14 protein-coding genes are annotated in these 19,192 nt (G+C 62.5%); 5 read left to right on the forward strand and 9 right to left on the reverse strand.

Going from position 1 to position 19,192, the window contains the following annotated elements; all coding sequences use genetic code 11:
• Positions 1-114: 114 nt before the first annotated feature.
• The gene (locus tag ACYVGK_RS12080) at positions 115-2,094 is read right to left on the reverse strand and encodes a DUF885 domain-containing protein (RefSeq protein ID WP_460733974.1); all 1,980 of its coding nucleotides are present in this window, start codon (positions 2,092-2,094) and stop codon (positions 115-117) included.
• 252 nt (positions 2,095-2,346) lie between these two features.
• Between ACYVGK_RS12080 and ACYVGK_RS12085 the strand changes: the two genes are divergently transcribed.
• Both ACYVGK_RS12085 and ACYVGK_RS12090 read left to right on the forward strand, forming a co-directional pair.
• Positions 2,347-3,579: a serine hydrolase domain-containing protein gene (locus ACYVGK_RS12085; protein ID WP_460733976.1), complete on the forward strand. Its 1,233-nt coding sequence runs from the start codon at positions 2,347-2,349 to the stop codon at positions 3,577-3,579.
• 336 nt (positions 3,580-3,915) lie between these two features.
• Positions 3,916-4,521 (forward strand): transglutaminase-like domain-containing protein, encoded by a 606-nt coding sequence (locus ACYVGK_RS12090; RefSeq protein WP_460733978.1) that lies wholly within the window; start codon positions 3,916-3,918, stop codon positions 4,519-4,521.
• Between the two features lie 3 nt (positions 4,522-4,524).
• Here the strand turns inward: ACYVGK_RS12090 and ACYVGK_RS12095 are convergent, their stop codons facing one another.
• Positions 4,525-5,010 (reverse strand): hypothetical protein, encoded by a 486-nt coding sequence (locus ACYVGK_RS12095; protein WP_460733980.1) that lies wholly within the window; start codon positions 5,008-5,010, stop codon positions 4,525-4,527.
• Between the two features lie 234 nt (positions 5,011-5,244).
• Here ACYVGK_RS12095 and ACYVGK_RS12100 point away from each other — a divergent pair, with 234 nt between their 5' ends.
• Positions 5,245-5,634: a BlaI/MecI/CopY family transcriptional regulator gene (locus ACYVGK_RS12100; protein WP_460733982.1), complete on the forward strand. Its 390-nt coding sequence runs from the start codon at positions 5,245-5,247 to the stop codon at positions 5,632-5,634.
• A complete protein-coding gene (locus ACYVGK_RS12105) occupies positions 5,634-7,178 on the forward strand; it encodes a cytochrome c oxidase assembly factor Coa1 family protein (RefSeq protein ID WP_460733984.1) in 1,545 nt (514 codons plus the stop codon). The genes ACYVGK_RS12100 and ACYVGK_RS12105 overlap by 1 nt, the downstream gene beginning before the upstream one ends.
• A 184-nt stretch (positions 7,179-7,362) precedes the next feature.
• On the opposite strand, the gene ACYVGK_RS12110 is transcribed toward ACYVGK_RS12105, so the two are convergent.
• The gene (locus tag ACYVGK_RS12110) at positions 7,363-7,791 is read right to left on the reverse strand and encodes a GFA family protein (RefSeq protein ID WP_460733986.1); all 429 of its coding nucleotides are present in this window, start codon (positions 7,789-7,791) and stop codon (positions 7,363-7,365) included.
• Positions 7,792-7,956: 165 nt separating this feature from the next.
• Here ACYVGK_RS12110 and ACYVGK_RS12115 point away from each other — a divergent pair, with 165 nt between their 5' ends.
• On the forward strand, positions 7,957-9,297 hold the full coding sequence (locus ACYVGK_RS12115; protein ID WP_460733988.1) for a hypothetical protein: 1,341 nt from the start codon (positions 7,957-7,959) through the stop codon (positions 9,295-9,297).
• Between the two features lie 135 nt (positions 9,298-9,432).
• Here ACYVGK_RS12115 and ACYVGK_RS12120 read toward each other — a convergent pair whose 3' ends face one another.
• The 6 genes from ACYVGK_RS12120 to ACYVGK_RS12145 form a co-directional block, all read right to left on the reverse strand.
• On the reverse strand, positions 9,433-10,524 hold the full coding sequence (locus ACYVGK_RS12120; protein ID WP_460733990.1) for a trypsin-like serine peptidase: 1,092 nt from the start codon (positions 10,522-10,524) through the stop codon (positions 9,433-9,435).
• Between the two features lie 383 nt (positions 10,525-10,907).
• The gene (locus tag ACYVGK_RS12125) at positions 10,908-11,147 is read right to left on the reverse strand and encodes a DUF1508 domain-containing protein (RefSeq protein ID WP_460733992.1); all 240 of its coding nucleotides are present in this window, start codon (positions 11,145-11,147) and stop codon (positions 10,908-10,910) included.
• Between the two features lie 77 nt (positions 11,148-11,224).
• Positions 11,225-12,067 (reverse strand): class I SAM-dependent methyltransferase, encoded by an 843-nt coding sequence (locus tag ACYVGK_RS12130; RefSeq protein ID WP_460733993.1) that lies wholly within the window; start codon positions 12,065-12,067, stop codon positions 11,225-11,227.
• 114 nt (positions 12,068-12,181) lie between these two features.
• The gene (locus tag ACYVGK_RS12135; protein WP_460733995.1) at positions 12,182-14,278 is read right to left on the reverse strand and encodes a flavin monoamine oxidase family protein; all 2,097 of its coding nucleotides are present in this window, start codon (positions 14,276-14,278) and stop codon (positions 12,182-12,184) included.
• 44 nt (positions 14,279-14,322) lie between these two features.
• Positions 14,323-16,113, reverse strand: coding sequence for an alpha-keto acid decarboxylase family protein (locus ACYVGK_RS12140; protein ID WP_460733997.1), 1,791 nt, complete (start codon positions 16,111-16,113; stop codon positions 14,323-14,325).
• Between the two features lie 375 nt (positions 16,114-16,488).
• On the reverse strand, positions 16,489-19,140 hold the full coding sequence (locus ACYVGK_RS12145) for a M4 family metallopeptidase (protein ID WP_460733999.1): 2,652 nt from the start codon (positions 19,138-19,140) through the stop codon (positions 16,489-16,491).
• Between the last annotated feature and the right edge of the window lie 52 nt (positions 19,141-19,192).

Here is a 19,192-nt window from a genome sequence, read left to right on the forward strand (position 1 = left end):
GCTTCGAGTGAAGTGGTGATGTTGGCAAAAGAGCGTACGTCGCTCTTTCCATAAAAAACGAAGAGCCCCGCGAATGCGGGGCTCTCTTTTGACGACTAGCCGTGCGGGGCAGGGCTACTTGGCTCCGGATTGCAACTCTTCGATCAACACATCGCCGAAGTAGTCGGACGGAATCGTTCCCTGGCTGATGAAGGCATTGTGGAAGGCCTGCGACGAATAGCGTTGACCCAACGTCTTCTGCGCGCGTTCGCGCAAGGCGTAGATACGGTCCTTGCCGAGGTGATAGGTGATCGCCTGTGTCGGCCACTTCGAGTAGCGGAAGATCGCGGACTCCGCCGAGCGGCAGCTGGCACGCTTCACGTCATCCATCTTTCCCGTGCATTTGCCCGGCAGGAAATCCACCGTCAGCGAGAACAGGTCGACAGCCTCGTCGTAGCTCAAACGTCCGGTATGAATGCCGGTATCGACGTAGACGCGCACGTCACGGTAGAGCTGGCCCTGCAACTGGTAGAGGCGCTCTTCCGGTGTGTAGAAGCCGCTCGGTGCCCCCGTGGCCGGTTCCGCCATCAAGGCCTCGGCGTAATGCGCCCAGCCTTCCGCCGACATGGAGTCTTCCCACATCGAAGACGAATCCTCGACCGATCCCGGGGTCAGCCAACGCACCGGCGAGATCTTGTCGCGAAAGCGCGTCATGACCTTGTAGTACCAATCATGGCCGGGAAAGCCCTCATGCGCGGACAAATCGGCCAAAGCGGCGCGATTGTTCGACTGCAAGGCCGCAGGATCGTTGCCGGTTGGCGTCACGTAATACACGCCCACGCCGGTGTTCTTGAACGGAGGTGCAGGGTAATAAGCGGCACCGTCGATGGACGTGCGCAACGGTGGCGGTGTTTCGACTACGTCCAGCTTGTAGTCGTCCGGGACTTGGAACAGGCCGGTCTTGCGTGAGAAGTCGACCAGCCTGAAGGCGGCGTCGCGATACCAGGCGATCATTTCCGCATCGTTCTTGGGATAGTCCTTCGACAGTTGGTCGAAGACCGCGCGCACGGCGGCATTGTCGTCCGCGGGCAGCGTCCAGTCGTGTGTCTTGCCGATGCTGCGCGCCAAGGTTGCCATCTCGCTGCGTGTCTTGTCCGCCACCGCCATGGCGTTGTCGAAGAGCTGCTTCGAGGTCAGGTCGACATGCAGGTTGTTCTTGAGTGCCCAGTCGTATTCCTTCTCACCGAGCATGTAGCGATCTGCGCGGAATTCGGGTTTCAGGGCTTCGCGTCCATCGCCCTTTGGATCCAGGAAGTAGGTTTCGGCTACGAAATCGTGCAGCTCGTGATAGGCGTCTGCGGCTCGCTTGGCGTTGTCGCGCACGCTCGTGAGCACTGCATCGACGCCATCGCCCTTGGGCATGCGCTCGCTGGCGATCTTGGGTAGCGTGGTGGCGAAGTAGTCGGCATCGGCCAGCGTGGTATCCAGGCCGTTGCGCTTGAGCATGCGCCAATCCGGCGTGTTGCCGGCAGCGATACCCGCCTTCAGCTGGGTAATGGCGGCCTGCATGAAGCGCGGCACATCCGCCAGGCGTTCGGACAAGCGCTGCCAATCGGCCTGGGTGCCATAGCTGCCGTCAGCATTGCGACCCATGCCTTGCAACAGCCAGTCCGCGCCGCGGAATGGCTGATCGGTATAGGTGTCGAGGGCGCGCTGCTGATAGTGACGATCCTGGTGCTGGTGCAACTGGAACTTGATCTGCGCGATGGCCACCGCGCGATCGATTCGCTGCGCAGCGCTCAGAGAGGTCTCACTCATTCCTTCGAGTTGCGCAAGCGTCCTGGCAAGCCACTCGTCTTCGGTCTGCAACGCCTCCGGCGACCAGTCGCGCAGACGCCCGTCGGCGGCGACGAGCGCGGGATCCAGGCCGGCGCCGCCGAGGTAGGTGTTGGTCACGGGATCGTGTTTCAGGAACTCGACGGTGTAGTCGCGCAAGACCGCATCGATCTGCGGTGCCGCGGTCTTGTTCGACGCGATCTGAGCAGTCTTATCGTCCGGAGTCCTTGAGCAGGCGGCGAGGGCGAGCACCGGAAGGGCAAGCAGGAGGCGACGCATGGAAATCCTTTGGCGGTTACTGGCGCGGGAGCGCGGGAAAAGGCCGGCTGATCATACTCCCGGCTATTCCGCGCGCCATGGACGCGCCTGGCCGCAAACGGGTCGGGTTCAGATGGCTTTCGTCACGCCAATGAACTGTTTCGTCGCGCAGCGGTGGCCCGTGAGTGAAGGCCTGGGCATGCTGCGCGCCACTGCCGCTCGTCCTGCCATGTCGGCGAACCACGGGCGAAGCCATCAGCTACTGGAGGGCATATGGGTGTCATGAAACCTCGGACGACGATCGCGCTGCTCGCGGGCATTTTCGTGTGTGGGGCGACCACAGCCTCGGAACCGCAAGAGTCAGCTGGCCCAATCGACCGGGTCATCCAGCAACGTATGGACGAGGCCGGATTGGTCGGGCTGGGCGCGGCCATCATCATCGACCGCAAACTCGTGTGGTCCAGGGGCTATGGATTCGCGGACCGGGAACACGGCGTGCGCTTCACGCCCGATACGGTCATGAACATCGGATCGATCAGCAAGACCATCACTGGCGTTGCGCTCATGCAGGCGGTCCAGGCCGGGCGGTTGTCTCTTGATGAGGACATCAATGCCTACCTTCCGTTCAAGGTGGTCAATCCGTCGTTCCCCAACGATCCCATCACGTTGCGGCAGCTGGCGACGCACACGTCCGGAATCACCGATCGCTGGGAGGTGTATCGGGATTCCTATCACTGGGGTGGCGATGCGCCTGAAGCATTGGGCGGCTTCCTGGAGGGCTACCTGGTCGCGGGAGGCAAGGGCTACTCGAAGGATAATTTCCTTCCGTTCAAGCCCGGCGCGCACCGCGAGTACTCGAACATCGCGGCAGGACTCGCCGGTTACATCGTCGAGCGGGCAAGCGGGGAGCGGCTGGATGCGTATACCCGGCGTCATATTTTTGCGCCGCTGAAGATGGAGCGCAGCGGCTGGTTTCTGTCCGATATGCCCGCCACGGCGCATTCCACGCTGTATGTCGGCCAGGACGGCTTCGCCATCCCCATTCCGTTCTACGGTGTGCCTACGTATCCCGATGGCGGAGTGCGGACCTCTGTGTCGGACCTGTCGAGGTTCTTCATTGCGCTGCTCAATGACGGACAGTACGAGGGCGGGCGGATTCTGGCGCCGTCCACGACAGCAGAAATGCTCCGGTTTCAATACACCCCAGCGAACAAGCCCGACAACGTGAGTCTTGCGGAAAAGAATTCCGGCATTTTCTGGTCCACCAAGTTCAATGTCACCCGCATCGGCCACGGTGGATCGGATCCCGGCGTTCGAACAGAAATGCTGTCCGATCTCTCCAGGCGGGTCGGCGTTATTCTTTTCACCAACACCTCCGTGTCCGGGCCGGAAGCCAAGGTGTACCCGGCGTTGATGGACGATCTGTGGAAGTATGCGGTGACGCTGCGGGCTGACCAGGCGAGCGGAATCGCTGCGAAGACGACTGCTAGTTCTTCCCGTCCCTAAGACATCGTTCGCACCTACATGGCCACTTCTAGGCGCACCTATGTCAAAGTTGCCGGCATTCGCATGACATGCTGATGCTGTGGTCGAGAGGCGATGAAGTTGAATCCCTTCTTTGAAGGCGTACTCCTCGGGGCAGCCCTGGTGCTGGTGACGGTAGGCGACCTTCGCGCCGCGGAGCCTGCTCGTCCCGACTCTGATTCGAAAGTGCAGATCCAGGCGCTACTCGTGCCTTCGCCTTACCGCATTTCCCAGCAAGCTCGACAGGGCGCCATTCGTTATCGATTGAGTGCTCCAGGATCAAGCGCTTGGCCCTGGCCGGAAACCGGCGAGCAACGGATGTCGCGGGCAGACGGTGCCATCGAACTGACCGTATGTGAAACATGCGGGCGCGAGGCCGCACCGACGGAGACGGACCTGGCGCGCTATCGGGCGCCTAATCCCTGGCTTGAAAGTCAGGATCGTGCAGTAGTCGCATTCGCGCGCAGTGTGCGTGGCGGCAGCGTCGACATGCGCATGCGGCGTCTGGTGACAGCAGTGCAAACCCGACTGTCGGGGCCGGTGTCCTATCGCGAGTACGCAACGGCGCACCAGGCACTGGATCTGCGCGGAGGCGATTGCACCGAGTACGCGTTGCTGTTGGCGGCTGCGGGGCGTGCCCGTGGTATTCCGACGCGAGTGGTCGCCGGTCTGGCTTACGGCAGTCGCTTCGCCGGTAAGCCGCATGTTTTCGGCCCCCACATGTGGGTACAGGCGTGGAACGGCAAGCGTTGGGTCAGCTACGACGCCGGCTTGGGATCATTCGATGCCGGACATCTCGCTATTGCGGTCGGTGATGGCAGCCCGGAAAGCCTGCAAGGGGCGCTTCGATTGATTTCCAGTCTGCGCATCATCGATGCGGAAGGGCTGGTGCAGGCTTCGAGCATGAGCGCGACGCAGCCCTGATGCTTATTCGCGCAATGGCGCTTCCTGGCGCATCGGGAGTTCCGGCAAGGATTCGTCCACTTCTACCCATTCGACCTGATCGGGCTTGCTGACGCCGCCCACGAAGACGAGCTGGTCCAGTACGTTGGCTTCCTTGTCTGGAAGCGGGGTCTGAGGCGCATCGGCGCCCGGGACGCCAGGCACTAGCAGCGGGCTGGTTCCGGTCTGGGCTGCCATCAGCGATGGCGGATCCATCGCTGTTCCAGTCTGGTCGGCCGCCAGCACCGGGCCTGCCATCGACAGAGCCAATGCCGCGCCAATGCCGGCGGTGAGTCGATAGGAAACGCAAGCAGGCTCCTTGAGCTTGCTCATGAATTCGGTTCGCTCGGCGTCGCTTTTCCCGTCCAGACAGTGCACGGTCTTGCCGCACAAGTCGCAGCTGCCACGAATCCGCTTCTGCGTCTCGGTATCGAGCGGGCAGGGTCGATCGATCTTCGGGAAACGCGCCATGGTGGTGCCCTGTGAACTCAGAATTGGGTGGACGATTTGTATCACACGTCTGCATGGACGCGTGCGCGGCACGAACTCGCGCGCAAGGGCGGTGATCGCGAGGTTTGGCCGCATCGCTCGCGGGGTCCGTTTGTTCGCACTTGGGTGCGGCGGGCGCATGGTGGCGTCGACTCGGCTTGACTTATTACTAATTGCTTAGTACTAATGCAGGTAGAGTAATAGGACGACACCCAAATGCCCACTCCAAATCCTACCGAAGGCGAGCTCGCAATCCTGCGCGTGCTTTGGTCGCGCAAAGAGCCGATGACGGTGCGCGACGTGCACGACGTGCTCTCGCGCAACAAGGACACGGCCTATACGACCGTGTTGAAGATGCTCACGATCATGAGCGAGAAGGGGCTGGTCCATCGCGACGAGTCGGAGCGCAGCCATAGTTATCGCGCCGTGCATGCCGAGCCGGTCGTGCAGTCGTCGCTGCTTAAAGACCTGATGCGGCGGGCGTTTTCCGGATCGGCATTGACGCTGGTGCAGCGGGCGCTCGATGACGAGATCGCCAGTGCCGACGACCTCGATGCCATCTCCAAGCTGATCGCCCAGGCCAAGGCGAAGCGGAAGAAGGGCTGATGGAAGCCCTGTCGGCCGCGCAATTCGGATTCGCGCCGGCGCTGGCGTCGGCGCTACTGCACTCGCTGTGGCAGGACGCATTGTTGGCGCTGGCGGCTGCGTTAGCGCTGGCGGCGATGACGCGTTCGAGCGCCGCGGCTCGTCATGCGGTGGCGATGCTCTTCCTGTTGGCGATGGTGCTGGTGCCGTCGCTGCAGTTCGTGCACTTCTGGCAGCAGCCGGAGGAGCAAGTCAATGACGGATGGATCCCGGCGATGGAGTCGGTTGAATTCGTTCGCGAGTCTGGTGTGCTGATCCAGCAGTCTTCGCCGCTGGCGGGCGTGGTCGTGCTGCTGTGGCTGGCAGGCGTCGGTGCGGTGCTGCTGCGATACGCCAGGGGCTTGCGCACGCTGCGCATGATGGAGCGCGGCCCGCACGAATTGCTGTCGCCCGAATGGCAGGCGCGCGTGCACCGGCTTCGTCTTGTGCTCGGTATCACGCGCGACGTCGCGGTGCATCTGACGCGCGACGTGGTCACGCCATGCGCCGCGCGCGTGCTGCGCCCGGTGATCTGGCTGCCGGCGTCGCTGCTCACGCGCATGCCTGCTGAACAGCTCGAAGCGCTGCTGGCCCACGAATTGGCGCATATCGCACGCAAGGACTGGCTCTGGAATGGGCTGCAATGCGTGCTCGAGGCACTGCTCTTCTTTCATCCCGCAGCGTGGTGGCTCGGCCGGCGCATCCGGCAGGAACGCGAACACGCCTGCGACGATCTCGCGGTGGCGGCATGTGGGGACGCCATTGCATTGGCCGAAGCACTGACAGCGTTGGAACGTCAGCGGCAATCCTCCCCGCGTCTTGTTCTTGCTGCCAATGGAGGTTCACTCATGCAACGCATCAAACGTCTGCTCTCCGCACCGCCCTCACGCGGCGGGTGGGCGGCCCGCATCGCACTCGGGGCCGTAGTCACCGGGGGAATTCTGGTCCTCGCGCAAGCCACGCTGGCCGGCAACTGGCGACCGGATCTGCGCGTCTCCTCGACGACGGAAGGCAAGCTCGGCCCGGGCGACGTGCGTGAGATCGAGGCCAACGGCGTCGATGGCCAGCGCTACTACCGCGCCAGTATCGACGCACAGGGGCGTCTGACCGAGATCTACAAGAAGGACGGTCAATCCAAGCCCATCGATGCAGGCGTGCGCCGCTGGCTTGCTGAAATCGATCGTATGAGCGTGCCGCCGCTGCCGCCACCGTTGCCGCCTGCGCCTCCGGCCCCGCCGGCAATACCCGCGCCTCCGGCTCCGCCGCCGGTACCCGACGTTCGTGACTCGGTCGAGTTCAAGTCGCTGATGCGACTCGTCGCCGCTGATACCACGATCGCTGCGAAGCTGGGCACGCCCGTGACAGTAGCCTCCGGCGATTTCGATGGTCACATCAGGTTGGACGATGGCGACGGCGACGCCGACATGCACTTCAAGCTGCGTGGGCCGAAGGGCAGCGGCGATGTTCATGTAGTGGCGAAACTCGATAAGGGCGTGTGGGCCGCGCAAGTCATCAGTCTGGAATAGGCGTTTTTTTGCCTTTCGTTACTAATGGCTTAGTAGATGAAACGTCGCGGCGATGACTCGGCGATCGGGAAGATCGAAGCCGGGAACTCGCCGTGACGCTGTCGACGGCAACCAAGCCAGGCTCAAAGGCAAGGCTGCTGATCGGGCACTGCGCATGCCCGCTTACCGCAAGCGGCGTTAGCGGTTATTCCGGTACGGTCAGCCCCGATCCGCCCAATTCGGAAGGAAAGTCCTTCAACTTGGGCAGCCCGTCTTTCATGGGCAGCACGGTCTCGGCGTAATTCACGTGCACGCCGGGTTTGAATTCCAATGTGGGCAGTGTCGCGGCATAGACGTCAGTGAGACCCAGCGGAGGATGGTCGGTCATCAGATGGCCGCCGCAGCGGGTGCAGTACTGCCGGTCGCTCATTGGCGTTTTCCCGTAGTGGCCGATGTGCTCCGCGCCCCGGGTGACCTTCACGTTTTCCGGCTTCCAGAGCGTGAAGGCGTTGACCGGTCCGGCCGACCAGGAACGGCAGGAGGCGCAGTGGCAATAGCCCATGGCTTCCGGGGCGCCGGTGACTTGGACTTCCACTGCGCCGCAGAAGCAGGCGCCGGTGTGCTGCTGGGTCATGGGAGAGCTCCGTGCGGGCGGGGGATCCGCTTCTGGTTGAACGTAAGCGGCCGCCAGGCCGGGCCAGCGTTGACCCGCCCGGCCTGGAATTTGCGTATCCGCATAAGGCGGGCTTGAGCCCGTAATGGAGCGGTTCAATGGAACAGGGCCAGGGAGACCAATGAAATGGAAAGCGAGATCAGCACGGCCGTGAGGGAGCAGGGAGTCAGGGAGGCCAAGGGCGCGGAAGACGACATCAAGACATGGGCGGTCAAGGGAGCAGGGCGGTTCGAGCAGGTGTGGGAATTCGAGGACTATTGGAAGCGCTCCAACACGTTCCATTCGTTCCTTCGCTTCGTGGATGCCGCCGAGCACCGGTGGGGCAAGAACGATCCGGACCTGCGACCGATGCAGGCGTTGCGCTCAGAAATGGTCAGCCAGAACGCGCTGTACTTCCGGAAGTACATCGGAGGACAGGGAGTTTGGGTCGACGACTACGGATGGTGCGGCCTCTCGTGCATCGCTGCCAGGAACTATCTCCAATCGATCGGCGATGAAGTCGGCGCGCAGGAGTACGCGGGGTTGGCCGTCGAGTGCTGGAAGCAGATGAAGGACACCGGCTACGACGCGACCATCAGCGCCACTCCTGTTCCGCACGGTTGCGGCAACGTCTCGCCGGAACGAAAGAAGAACGGCGGCGGATACGGCACGAAGAACACGGTTACCAACGCCAATCTGCTGCTCTTGTCTCTGCAGCTCTACTTCCAGGATGGCGAAGCGCAGTACAAGGACATGATCACGAGCCAGCTGACCTGGTTCGCCACGTGGTTCTCCAAGCCGTATGCATCTCTCGATGATGGACCGTATCTGCGGACCCTTCCCGGTCCGCTCAGTCTGGTCCATGAGCGGCCGATGGCTGAGAAGAGCTATGTCCAGAAGGACTTTCCGGATTGGGAGCGCGGCTGGGTCTGGACCGGCGACCAGGGCCTGATGCTGATGGCTCTGGCGCAAGTGGTCTCGACGGGGCTCGACGTGCCGGGCATCGACTCGGCGCTGTTCCGCAATGTCTTCGTTGCGCTGGCCGCCGGTGCCGAGGTGCTGCTGTTCGCCGGCGACGACAAGGTGCTGCGCGAACCACCGTTTGATTCCAGCTTCGGGTCGAACTACGCACCCGATTATGTCGGCGGCCGGGGCGTGCTGTTGCGCTACGTTTCCGAGCCCGTCGTCCAGCGGACGCTGGGCCGTCCGATCGCTCGTGCGGGCGTACTGGCAACCGCACAGGCAGTCTGGAACAGTCGCGACCGGGGGGCGGATCCCAATCACGATCCCAAGCAGGATCTGGCTCAGTTCACGCCACTGTGGAACGCGGGCGGCGATGCGGCCTACAACCAGAAATTCGTCGGCGCGTGGGGAAGTGGTGAGACCGATATCACCGAGTGGGAGCTGGTCCCCGCCAACTATTACGGCGTGTTGCAGGCCAATGGTCTCGACGCCCTTACGGCGGCGATACGGCTGGGATCGACTTGATCGAAAGGAGCGAGGCCGGGTTCGCTTTGCAAACCCGGCCTTACCAACGGCCTACTTCGACTGCTCAGTACTGTCATTGACTGCAGGCCGCACGGAACATCTCCGTGCGGCCTGTTTGCTAGCGCTAGATGAAGCTCAGCATCCGATGGCGTTGCACAACGGAACGATGTTGTCGTCGTTGAAGCGCGCCCCGACATAGGCACTACCGAAAGCGCCGATGTGCGGCCCGCTGACGACACTGTTCACGTAGTTGCCGGCGTGCGAGTTGGGCGTGTAATTGATCAGCCAACCGCCGCCGCTGGCCCCATAGGTCATGTCGCAACCCTGCACGAGCACGTTCGTGCCTTCCCATGCCGAGCTGTAGGTCTGGCCCGCGCAGATGTTGGTGTACTGCGTGCTCAGGTTGCTGGCATAGCCGTGCGAGTAGGTGTACTGCTCGTAGCCATAATTCCAGCTGCGACCAAGCCAGCCGACATAGTTGACCACCGGCTGTCCACTACTGGCTTCGCCGGTGAGCCTGATAACGCCGATGTCCCAGCGACGACCGCCGTCGGTGATCCAGCTGTTCATCACCGAAGCAGAGCTCCAGCCATAGCTTCCGTAAGGCGCCGCGCCGTAGCGTTCGGCCGGAACGAAGACGAAGTTGGAGTTCCAGCCCTGGCCACGTGTGTACACGCAGTGCGCTGCCGTGACGAGTACCGAATTGCCGCTGGCCACGTTGGCAGTGCAATAGCCCGAGCCACCGCCGGGCGTGTTGAAGTACAGCTTGCCGATCTTGTTCCAGGGTGGCGCGGTCCATTGCGAGGTGTAGTAGTTGCCGGGATAGCGATAGTAGGAGTAGTGCGCGCCATCCTGCGTGGTGACGTCGCCGGACTTCGTGCTTTGCGATTGCGCTTCGGTCGCCGCAGCTGCGTCTACGGCCTTCCACGCTTCAGGGAATTGATTGCGTGCCATGTAGTTGCCGAACGACGGCGCCGCACCGCCGGCGGACTTGTCCGCGGGGCCTGTGGGCTTCTGCACGGACTGCGGCTCGATCGCCGCCGCCTTGCCTTCGTACCAGGGCAGAGGCTTGACTGCCGAACGCTGAGAGGCAGTGGCGAAAGGATGCGTGGCCTTCAGCGTCTGCTGCACGCCCTGGGGGGCCTGCAGAACGGCCACGTCGCCATGCGGTGTGCGTACTATCTTGCCGGCGGCATTCGCGACCATCGCGGTCGACACCAATGCCATGCCCAGTACCAGCCGGGTCGTCCGTGAAGACCTGCTCCTGCGAAGCGATCCCGTTTCCGTGGGAAATGAATGCGATTTCATTTACAGCTCCTTGTGATACGGGCCGCGATCAGAAAAGCGGACAGCACCCGACCCGGCAGTGCTGGTCTGCCGATCGCATAAACGTGGGGGCGAATCTGTCGAAGTGCGCTTCGTGCGCAAATGTATCGACGAGAGCGATAGTCGCCGTCCTTGCGATCACTCAATGGAAACGCGGAACTCCGATGCTGCAGGACACGGCAACATGCAATTCACACGCGAATTGGATGGCGAGGTTCTTGCTTAGAGCAGTACGTTTGCGACGTGAAGAGTGTGCGCAGGTCAATCGCTTGTGCGTCACACAATCACAGTTCGTAGGCATCCTCTTCGGCATTGAAGACCGATGCGTCATAGGCAGCAAGGCTGAGCGCGCGCACGCTTCGGATGCAGTCGTGCTTGTCCTGATATCCATGCGCGCTGCGCGCGATCTTGCGCGAGTTCGCTGCGCTCAATGTCCAATGCCATTCGCCGCTTTCGCGATAGATGGTGAAGTGCTTGACGTGGCCGGTTGTCGGTGGCGCGACCTTCAATGATGCGGTAGGCATGGCCATGCTCCAGTCCATTGGCACTCGCCATCGTTACAGGTGATTCGCTAACGCGAGGTCAAGGCTACCCGCAAACGTTAGCGTCGGATTGCCAGCACGCCGTCCAGCGCCAGTTCCGCGCGGAAGCCGGCTTTCTCCAGTCGCTTGGCAACTTCGCGCGGAACATCGCGTCCGCTGGTGAGCTTGTTCGGCGAGCCCGTGTAGTGGAACAGCCGTCCACTCTTGCGCAACACGCGCGCCAGTTGGTCGTAGAAGGCCTGCGAATAAAGCTCACCGGCGATGCCGAAACGTGGAGGGTCGTGGAGCAGGGCATCCACCGAAGCACTGGCGATCTGCGCGATCGTCTGCGATACGTCGGCGTGGGTAAGCTGCAGACGGCCACCAGCCTCAGGCGATTCGGGGTCGGGCGACCAGGGGTTGAGCGTGCGCAGCCAAAGCACGTCGGCATTCTTCTCGAACGACTGGATCCGGCTTACGCCCGCCTCAAGGCAGCAAGCCGCGAAGTAGCCCAGACCACCGCAGGTATCCAGCACCGTCTTGCCGCGCGGTTCGACCAATGCCACCTTGCGACGTGCGTCATCGATGGGCGATTCCTTCGAAGTGGGCAGCATCTTGATGCCGTCGATCTCGAACGTGGGCGCGCCCCATTCGGTCGGTACGAGCTTGATGAGCGAGCCGGAATAGCGCGAGATCGGCGCGAACTCGCGGCCGTCCCAATAATGGATGGTGCGGTCTTTCAGCTTGTCCGGGTACGGGTAGCGCTCACCGCGCCATTCCCAATCTTCCGCGGTCATTACTGCTTCACCGCTCGAGCGCCCCAGATCCAGCGAGCCGCTCCATGTCGGCACACCCGCATCGCGTGCGGCCAGCAACGCCTCGGTCAGGGGGCGGGTGAGCAAAGGACCGGAGTAGTGCGGCACGGCAGGAGTTCCCGGGAAGGTAGGCGGTGCATTTTCCCGTAAAACGGGAGTTCTCACCTGCAGAAGGAAAAGGCCCCGCACGACGGGGCCTTTTCGTCCGGAATCATCCCCTGATCAGACGAACTCCGGCTCCTCCGTCGGCTCACTCCCCTTGAGCCATTTCTCCAGGTCCTTGCGGGTCTGGTCTGAAACTTCTTCCGGACAAATGAACGGATATTCCCGGTTGTCGATGATGGGCTCGATGCCGAAGAAATCGTTCAATACCGATTCCGAGGTGCAATAAGCGCCTTCCACCCAGGCCTGGTCGTTGGAGTACGCCTCGCCAACGATGAAGATGTCGGCGTCCGCGCCGTCGATGAGCTGCGAGGGCTTGCGGATCTTGCGCTGCACGTCACCGACGTCGTAGTGCGGTGCCCATTCGTGGTAGCCGGCGTTGAACGGCGGCAGCGACCAGTCCATGTATGCGGACTGCAGCGGCTCGGGCACGGCGGTGTAATCCGAATTCGGGCCGAAATGCAGTTCAGCCAGCATCTTGCGCAACATTTTCACCATGCGCCCCGGCACCTTGCGCGGGCCATCCAGTGGTTGCGTGTCCGCGGACGCAGGTATTTCACGCTGACGCTTGGGGCCGAGTTCCAACTCCTTCCAGAAATCGGTGTTGTCCTCGTCGTCGTAGCTGGCGAGGATGCCGTAGACCGGCTTCTTCTTCGGCTCGGTCGCGTTGTTGCCGAAGTACACCACCATGCGGATCGGCGAGTTGGTCACGCTGGGGCCGATAGTGTCGTTACGTGTCGCCAGGGTCAGTTGCTTGGTCTGTGCGATGGTCAGCGCCTGCTCGGTGATGTTCTCGATCGCCTTCACCAGGTCCTGAGCGGAGGTATAGGGCACGTCGATCAGCGTCTGCATCGCTTTCAGGGCAGCAGCGGGGAACTTCTGTGCGCGCAACTTCGTGATCGCTTCCGGAGTGATCGTGTATCCGATGATCTGCGCGGGATAGGGCGCCGGGTTGTCGCTGTCGGGTGCCCACCAGGGCTGGTCGAAGAACATGCCAACCTTGTACGACGGCTGCATGATCGTCGCTTCGAGGTACAGGTTCACCTTTTCGTGATTGAGCACATCCACTTCGCCCTTGGCGGGTGCGTGGAAGCGAGTGGCCTGCGCCACCAGGTCGATTGCCGCACGAGGCATGGCCATCCATGCCGCATCGGCTTCGCGGGTGCCCGCAGCGATATTGGGGTTGTCGCGCCGCGCGTAAGTAAAGACCGCCTTGCCTGCCTTGCCCAGGATCGAATGCAAGCGGGTGTCGGGGTGATAACGGAATTCGATCCCCTTGGCCTTGGCCAGTTTCTCGATCTGTTCGAACAGTGAGTTGAACATGCCCGAATAGCCGATCGACAGCGTGCGGTACTGGCTGCCCGGGGTGAACTCGTTGTTGATGTTGAACGACACCCCGGCGTGGGTATTGATGACATTGGAGCTGTAGCCGTTGCCATCGGCGGCGTAGTCGTAGCCTTCCGAACCGAGCTGATCGTAGAGCAGGTTCCAGTAGCCGATGTCCTTGAGGTAATCGCCTTGCTGGAAGACGCTGGACGCCGGCAATTGCGCGGTGATCCGGCCGTGCTGGTAGAAGTCGCACCAGTCCCGGCGGGTGAAGTCCGCCCACGGTTTGGTGGTGGCCAGGTCCTGCACGGTGGTGAAGCCCTGGTCGGGCGTGGTGGCGGCGCCGAAGTCGTTCACGGCATACGGCGCCGGCGTGTTCGAGCCGATGTCGTTGAGATAGAAGTTGCGCGAGCGCAGGTAGAACAGCTGGTTGCCGGTAACGTTGAACGGCACCGAGTACTTGTCCAGCCCGAGCATCGAGATCACTTGCGTGACGACGCGATGACCCGGAGCAAGGCCGTTGTTCGGGTTGGGAAATTCCGAGGTGGGTTCGCGGTTCCAGAACGAGTAGCGCATGCCGCCAAGTTCGACGTACGAGTCGGTCCTGTCGTTGTTGTAGTGCCAGGTGCAGATGCGTGCGCCGGCAGCGCGGGTGCCGGGCTGGCGCTTGGAGAAGTCGTAACGGCCCCAGTCGTACAACTCCAGGACGTCGCCCTTCTTCAGCTGCTTCGAAGCGAATTTGTCTTTCTTGCACTTGCCGTCCAGCAGCCGCCAGGCGGTGTAGAGGCCGGCAGCGCCGGCGCCGAAGATCGAGTAGGTCTTCTGTGTCATGGTCGGATGTCTCGGAATGGGAATGAGGGAACTGCGCTCGTGGTTCACTCGCTGCCGAGGCGGTACATCTGGCCGGGCAGGTCCTTCTGCGGGATGACGACTTCGACTAACACGGGTTTGTGCTTGATGCCGGCGATGCGCGGCAACGCCGCCTTCAGTTCGTCCACCGTCTCCACCCTGATCCCTTCCGCGCCAAACGCTTTTGCCAGGGCGAGGTAGTCCCATTTGGGAAGGATGTCGAAGGCGTCGAAGGTGTGCTCGGGGCCGGGCTCGAATGCGGTCATGTCCACGTACACCTGCTCGATGGCGTAGACCTGGTTGCTCATGACGAAGATGACCGCGTTGAGCTGGTTACGGGCCAGCGTGGACAGCGACTGACACACCATCATGAAGCCGCCGTCGCCAGCCACCGTCCACGCGCGTTTGCCACTGCCCAGTTGCGCGCCGGCTGCAGCGCCGGTCTCGAATCCGATGCACTGCCATGCGGCCGAAGAAACAAAGCTGCCCTGCGACAGGCCGTAGGCGTTGGTTGCCACATACATGGACGAACTCACGCCGTAGGTCATCACGATGTCCTTCAGCAGGTTGGATTCCTGAAGAAAATTCATCGTGTGCTGGAAGAAGCGGTTGTAAGTAATGACCTCGGGTTTGTCCTTGTAGACCGGATCCGAGTTCGATGCCCACGGCTCCGGATACTTCGGCTGCGGCGGAGCCTTCGCCTTGATCGGATAGCCCTTGGTTTCCTTGAACCTGGCCAGCAGGGCTTCCATGAAGTCCCGCATGGTCACGTCGCTGTACTTGAAGTAGCCGGCGCGGACGCCGGCGGTGTCGGCCAGCACCATGGCGGGGTACTTGCTCTCGATGAAGGCGAGGTAGTCGTCGGTGATGATCGCGCCCAGCGTCAGCACGCAGTCGGATTCGTCCACGACATGACGCACGGATTCGATCGATGCAGCGTCGGAATACGTGCCGATGAATTTGTCGTCCTTCTCGTCCAGCACCGACTTGCCGAGGGTCGTGGTGGTATAGAGGAATCCGCTCGCGTCGATGATCTGCTTCAGCAGTCCGGACAGGCCGAAGCGCAGGATTTCCGCGCCGGCGAAGATCAATGGATGCTTGGCCGCCGTGATCTGGGTCCAGGCCTGGTTCACGGCGTTGCGCAGCGCGAGTTCCGGACTGCGCGTGACACGCGGCTCGAGCGGTGCCTTGGGTGGGCGCGGGCAGGGCTGACCCCAGACTTCCTTGTAGCAGGCGATGTAAACGGGGCGCTTGTGCGTAATCGCCTCGACCAGGAGTTCGTCGATCTGCTCGGCGGCTCCCACGTTGGTGCTCAATGTGATGGCGCGGACGGTGACGTTTTCGTAGATCTTCCGATCCGAATCGAGATCGCCAGTCGAGTGGTGGTACAGCACGTCATACATATCGGTGATATCGCGCATGTCGGCGCCAGGCGTGGCGCTGATCACCACGATCGGACTGCGCTCCACCCAGGCACCCGCAATCGCGTTCAAGGCGCTGTAAGTGCTCACGCCGAACTGCAGCGATACCGCCGCCAGGCCGCGAGTGCGCGCATAGGCGTCTGCGGCGTAGGCCGCGTCGAGTTCGTTGATCGCACCGATCGTCTTGATGCCGTCGAAGTGCTCCAGCGCCTGGGTGAAGTGCTTTACGTAATCGCCCGGGATCTGAAAAACGTCGGTGACGTTGAGTTGCCTGAGTCGGGTGAGCAGGTAATCGGCGACGGTGAACGTTGCGGCTGTGGTCTTCGACGTCGGTGTTGGCGAGGGAGCGGAAATCGGATCGCTAGGCCGTGGGCTTGCAGTGCTCGTGCGGTTCATGACAACTCCGATGTGTGGAGAAGACGTGGACGCGGGGCGCGCGGAATCGCCCCGCGCAAGGCGCGGTGGTCTTAGGAGTGGAACGGGTGCGAAGGAGGGCGCCGGGGACGTGGGGACGTCGCTGCGGCAGGGGCCCGGAAGTCGCGTGTATGCGCATGCGGAGAATCCTTTCCCGTTGCGTCTGCGCGAGTCCTTCGCGCTCCGCAACAGTCTGCCACCGGGTGGCGGATGTCAATCGCCATTGCCCCTTGCCAGCAGCAGGCAGGCCCTCCGAGTGCTCCCCGCATGTGCCGCCGACGTGTGCAATCGCGCCGGGGACAATCCTGCCCCGGCGCGATGATCCGCATGGACCGCGGGAGCGGTCCGCTTCAACGACTAGTGACGCTTCTGACGCTGCTTGGGCGCTTCGAGCCTGATGCCCGCCGCACCGAGCGACTCGCCCTTCCAGTACTGACCGATCATCAACGTGTGGCGCGGACGCACCTTGGTTCGGCCTTCCTCGAGGGTTGGACGGTCAGGCAGTGCGAACTCGACACGCAGCGTGAACTCCTTGTCGATGGTGAGGCGATCGAAGCCGGGGCGCTGCGGTTCCAGCCGCAAAGTGCGTCGTACCACCGGCTCGGTGCTGTGGAAGCGGTACTGCCGGTGCCGGCCGCGACCGTCGAGTACTTCATAGATCGCCAGTTCGCCGTCGCGATCGACCAGCCTCACGCCTTGCGGGATTGCTGCCTCCAGGATGCGCGCCGGTCCGCGCAGCAGGATGCGTGCTCCCGGAACGAATCCCAGGTCGTCCAGGCGCACCGCATAGCCTTCGCGATCGCCGAGGCCGCGAATCGCGACGTCGAAATGGCCCGCGTGTCCCGGTGCCACGTTGTCGACCACGTTGAGGTTGTGCCAGCCGATGTTGTTCGTGGCCCGCACGTAATCGACGAACATCGCGACGGAGGAGATCAGATTGGTATCCGGTGCCGGATCCAGCGAACTGGTCGAGACCGCGATGAGGCAGTAATGACCCGGCGCGGGGATGGCCGCCTGCGGGAACGTGAGCGGTCCAGCGATCCGGACCGAGCCTGGCGTAATGCCCGCTTCTGCCAGTGTGCCGATCAGCTGCCACGATGCTGGCGTGCTGAAGGCGGACGCCGGCGAGAAGTACACACGAACGGTGGCGTCACCCAGTTGCGGGCCACGGTTCTGCAGACGCACGTAGATGTAGTTGTTCTGGCCAAACTCCACGTTCTGGGCGAGCGTGTCGTCGGCGAGATTGCCGAGGTCGACCGCAGGATTGGCGACTGCACTGGTGCGATTGATCAGGTCCGGGCTCAGGCACAGCAAGCCGGCCGGGTTCGGTTCTACGCCCGTGTCGGTCAGGTTGTCGCGCACGTAGATGTCCGGACCGACGCCGACGGCGTTGAATGCCGCCTTCACCTGGGCCAGTTTGAACAGGTCGGTCGGATACAGGTCGAGGCAGGCATCCAGCATGGCCTCGCGGAACTGCAGGAAAGTCGCGTTCGGCTGGCCGACCAGATTGATGGTCATGCAGCGCCACAACAGCTTCTCGGACGCGGACTGGCCGATGCCCGCTACCGCGATGCTGCTGACCGTGTTCGTACCGCCGACGGTGAGCAGATAGAAGAGGTTGTTGATGATGCCGCTGTTTACGTGGACGCCACTGTTGTCCCACACACCGGTGTAGCGGACGCTGTAATGGCTGGGCTGGTGGCCGGCGAGGGTGCTGTTGACCGCGTTGGCGACGTTCCATTGGCCGCCATTGGTCGGGTCCATCATGTTGCGCCAGGCCGGCGCGGAGGCCTTGAGCCAGGAGTCTTCGAAGACCAGCCAGTCGCCGGTGATGAAGGCGGCGAAGATGTCCGAGAACGCCTCGTTGAGCGCACCCGATTCGCTGTTGTAGGTGAGGTTGCAGGTGTGTTGGGTGTAGGCGTGCGTCCATTCGTGGGCTAGCCAGTCATCGCTGCACTCGTAGTCATCACCGGGTGATGCGCCGGAACCATCGCCGAGATTGACCTTGGTGCCGTCCCAGTAGCAATTGTCGTAATCGGTACCCAGGTGTACGAGATTGGTATGCGCACCGCCTGCGCCATCGAAGCTGACCCGGCCATGGACCGTGCGGAAATAATCGACCACCGTGCCGCTGAAACGATGAGCGTCGACTTCGGCGCCCTGGTTGGCATTGCGCGGCGATGTCGACAGGGTGTTCCAGTTGCCGTCGGTGTCCTCGGACGGCGAGCTGCCATCCTCGTCATTGGTGCGGATTTCCGGGCCGCCACTGCCGGTCCGCGTGGTATCGCGCAACTGGTAGGTGGTGTTGGTGAACCAGGCGTTGAGCGGGCCGGAACCACCGTAGTAGCCGGTGCCATTGGCGACGACCGGGCCGGCGGTCTGGATGTTGTTGTAGTGCTCGAGCAGTTGGCCGGTCTGGCTGTCGATGTAGCCGATCCATTGGGTCGGCTCGTTCCAGTCGCCGCGCTGTTCGGTATCGGTTTCCAGCCGAACTTCCCATGCGAGATACGGACGATCCTCGTGGCGCATCACGACCAGTTCCGGCTTGGTGATCGGCTTGCTCTTGGAGCGTGATGCGTCGTGTAGGACGCGCACGGCGTACTCTGCATCGATCTTTGCTTCGCGGGGCACCTTCCCCAGATCCGGATACAGGCGGCTGCTGATCGTGTCGAGTGTGCCCGTTCCGTTGACGTGGAAGCGGATGCTGCCGCCGATGACGCGATGACCATCATGGCGTTGTTCGAGAATGGCATTGGCGCCGCCCGTGGGATCCGCATCCGCGTTGAGCGTGATCATCTCCTTGGGATTGATGTCGCCGAACAGATCGCGGTGTTCGCGCAGGAAGGTAATGCCGGTTTCTTCCACGACGCGGTCGAGATTGCTGGTGCTCTTGAGGGGAGGGCTGAGCTGTCCGCGAAGGTGTCGGACTACGCCCAGTTCATCGGTGCGGAATCTCAAGGAAGGATCCTGTCGTACCAGCTTGTCGAGGCTCTCAAAGTGAGCTTGCATGGTGACCTCCTTGTGGCGGGGGCGTCGGCATTGCAGCCGGCGTCGAGGCAGA

This window comes from Lysobacter tyrosinilyticus, assembly GCF_054779815.1.

Excerpts from the sequence above, each read along its gene's own strand:
- ACYVGK_RS12080 (WP_460733974.1), bottom strand. The coding sequence starts at position 2,094 with ATGCGTCGCCTCCTGCTTGCCCTTCCGGTGCTCGCCCTCGCCGCCTGC.
- ACYVGK_RS12085 (WP_460733976.1), top strand. The coding sequence starts at position 2,347 with ATGGGTGTCATGAAACCTCGGACGACGATCGCGCTGCTCGCGGGCATT.
- ACYVGK_RS12090 (WP_460733978.1), top strand. The coding sequence starts at position 3,916 with ATGTCGCGGGCAGACGGTGCCATCGAACTGACCGTATGTGAAACATGC.
- ACYVGK_RS12095 (WP_460733980.1), bottom strand. The coding sequence starts at position 5,010 with ATGGCGCGTTTCCCGAAGATCGATCGACCCTGCCCGCTCGATACCGAG.
- ACYVGK_RS12100 (WP_460733982.1), top strand. The coding sequence starts at position 5,245 with ATGCCCACTCCAAATCCTACCGAAGGCGAGCTCGCAATCCTGCGCGTG.
- ACYVGK_RS12105 (WP_460733984.1), top strand. The coding sequence starts at position 5,634 with ATGGAAGCCCTGTCGGCCGCGCAATTCGGATTCGCGCCGGCGCTGGCG.
- ACYVGK_RS12110 (WP_460733986.1), bottom strand. The coding sequence starts at position 7,791 with ATGACCCAGCAGCACACCGGCGCCTGCTTCTGCGGCGCAGTGGAAGTC.
- ACYVGK_RS12115 (WP_460733988.1), top strand. The coding sequence starts at position 7,957 with ATGGAAAGCGAGATCAGCACGGCCGTGAGGGAGCAGGGAGTCAGGGAG.
- ACYVGK_RS12120 (WP_460733990.1), bottom strand. The coding sequence starts at position 10,524 with ATGGCATTGGTGTCGACCGCGATGGTCGCGAATGCCGCCGGCAAGATA.
- ACYVGK_RS12125 (WP_460733992.1), bottom strand. The coding sequence starts at position 11,147 with ATGCCTACCGCATCATTGAAGGTCGCGCCACCGACAACCGGCCACGTC.
- ACYVGK_RS12135 (WP_460733995.1), bottom strand. The coding sequence starts at position 14,278 with ATGACACAGAAGACCTACTCGATCTTCGGCGCCGGCGCTGCCGGCCTC.
- ACYVGK_RS12140 (WP_460733997.1), bottom strand. The coding sequence starts at position 16,113 with ATGAACCGCACGAGCACTGCAAGCCCACGGCCTAGCGATCCGATTTCC.
- ACYVGK_RS12145 (WP_460733999.1), bottom strand. The coding sequence starts at position 19,140 with ATGCAAGCTCACTTTGAGAGCCTCGACAAGCTGGTACGACAGGATCCT.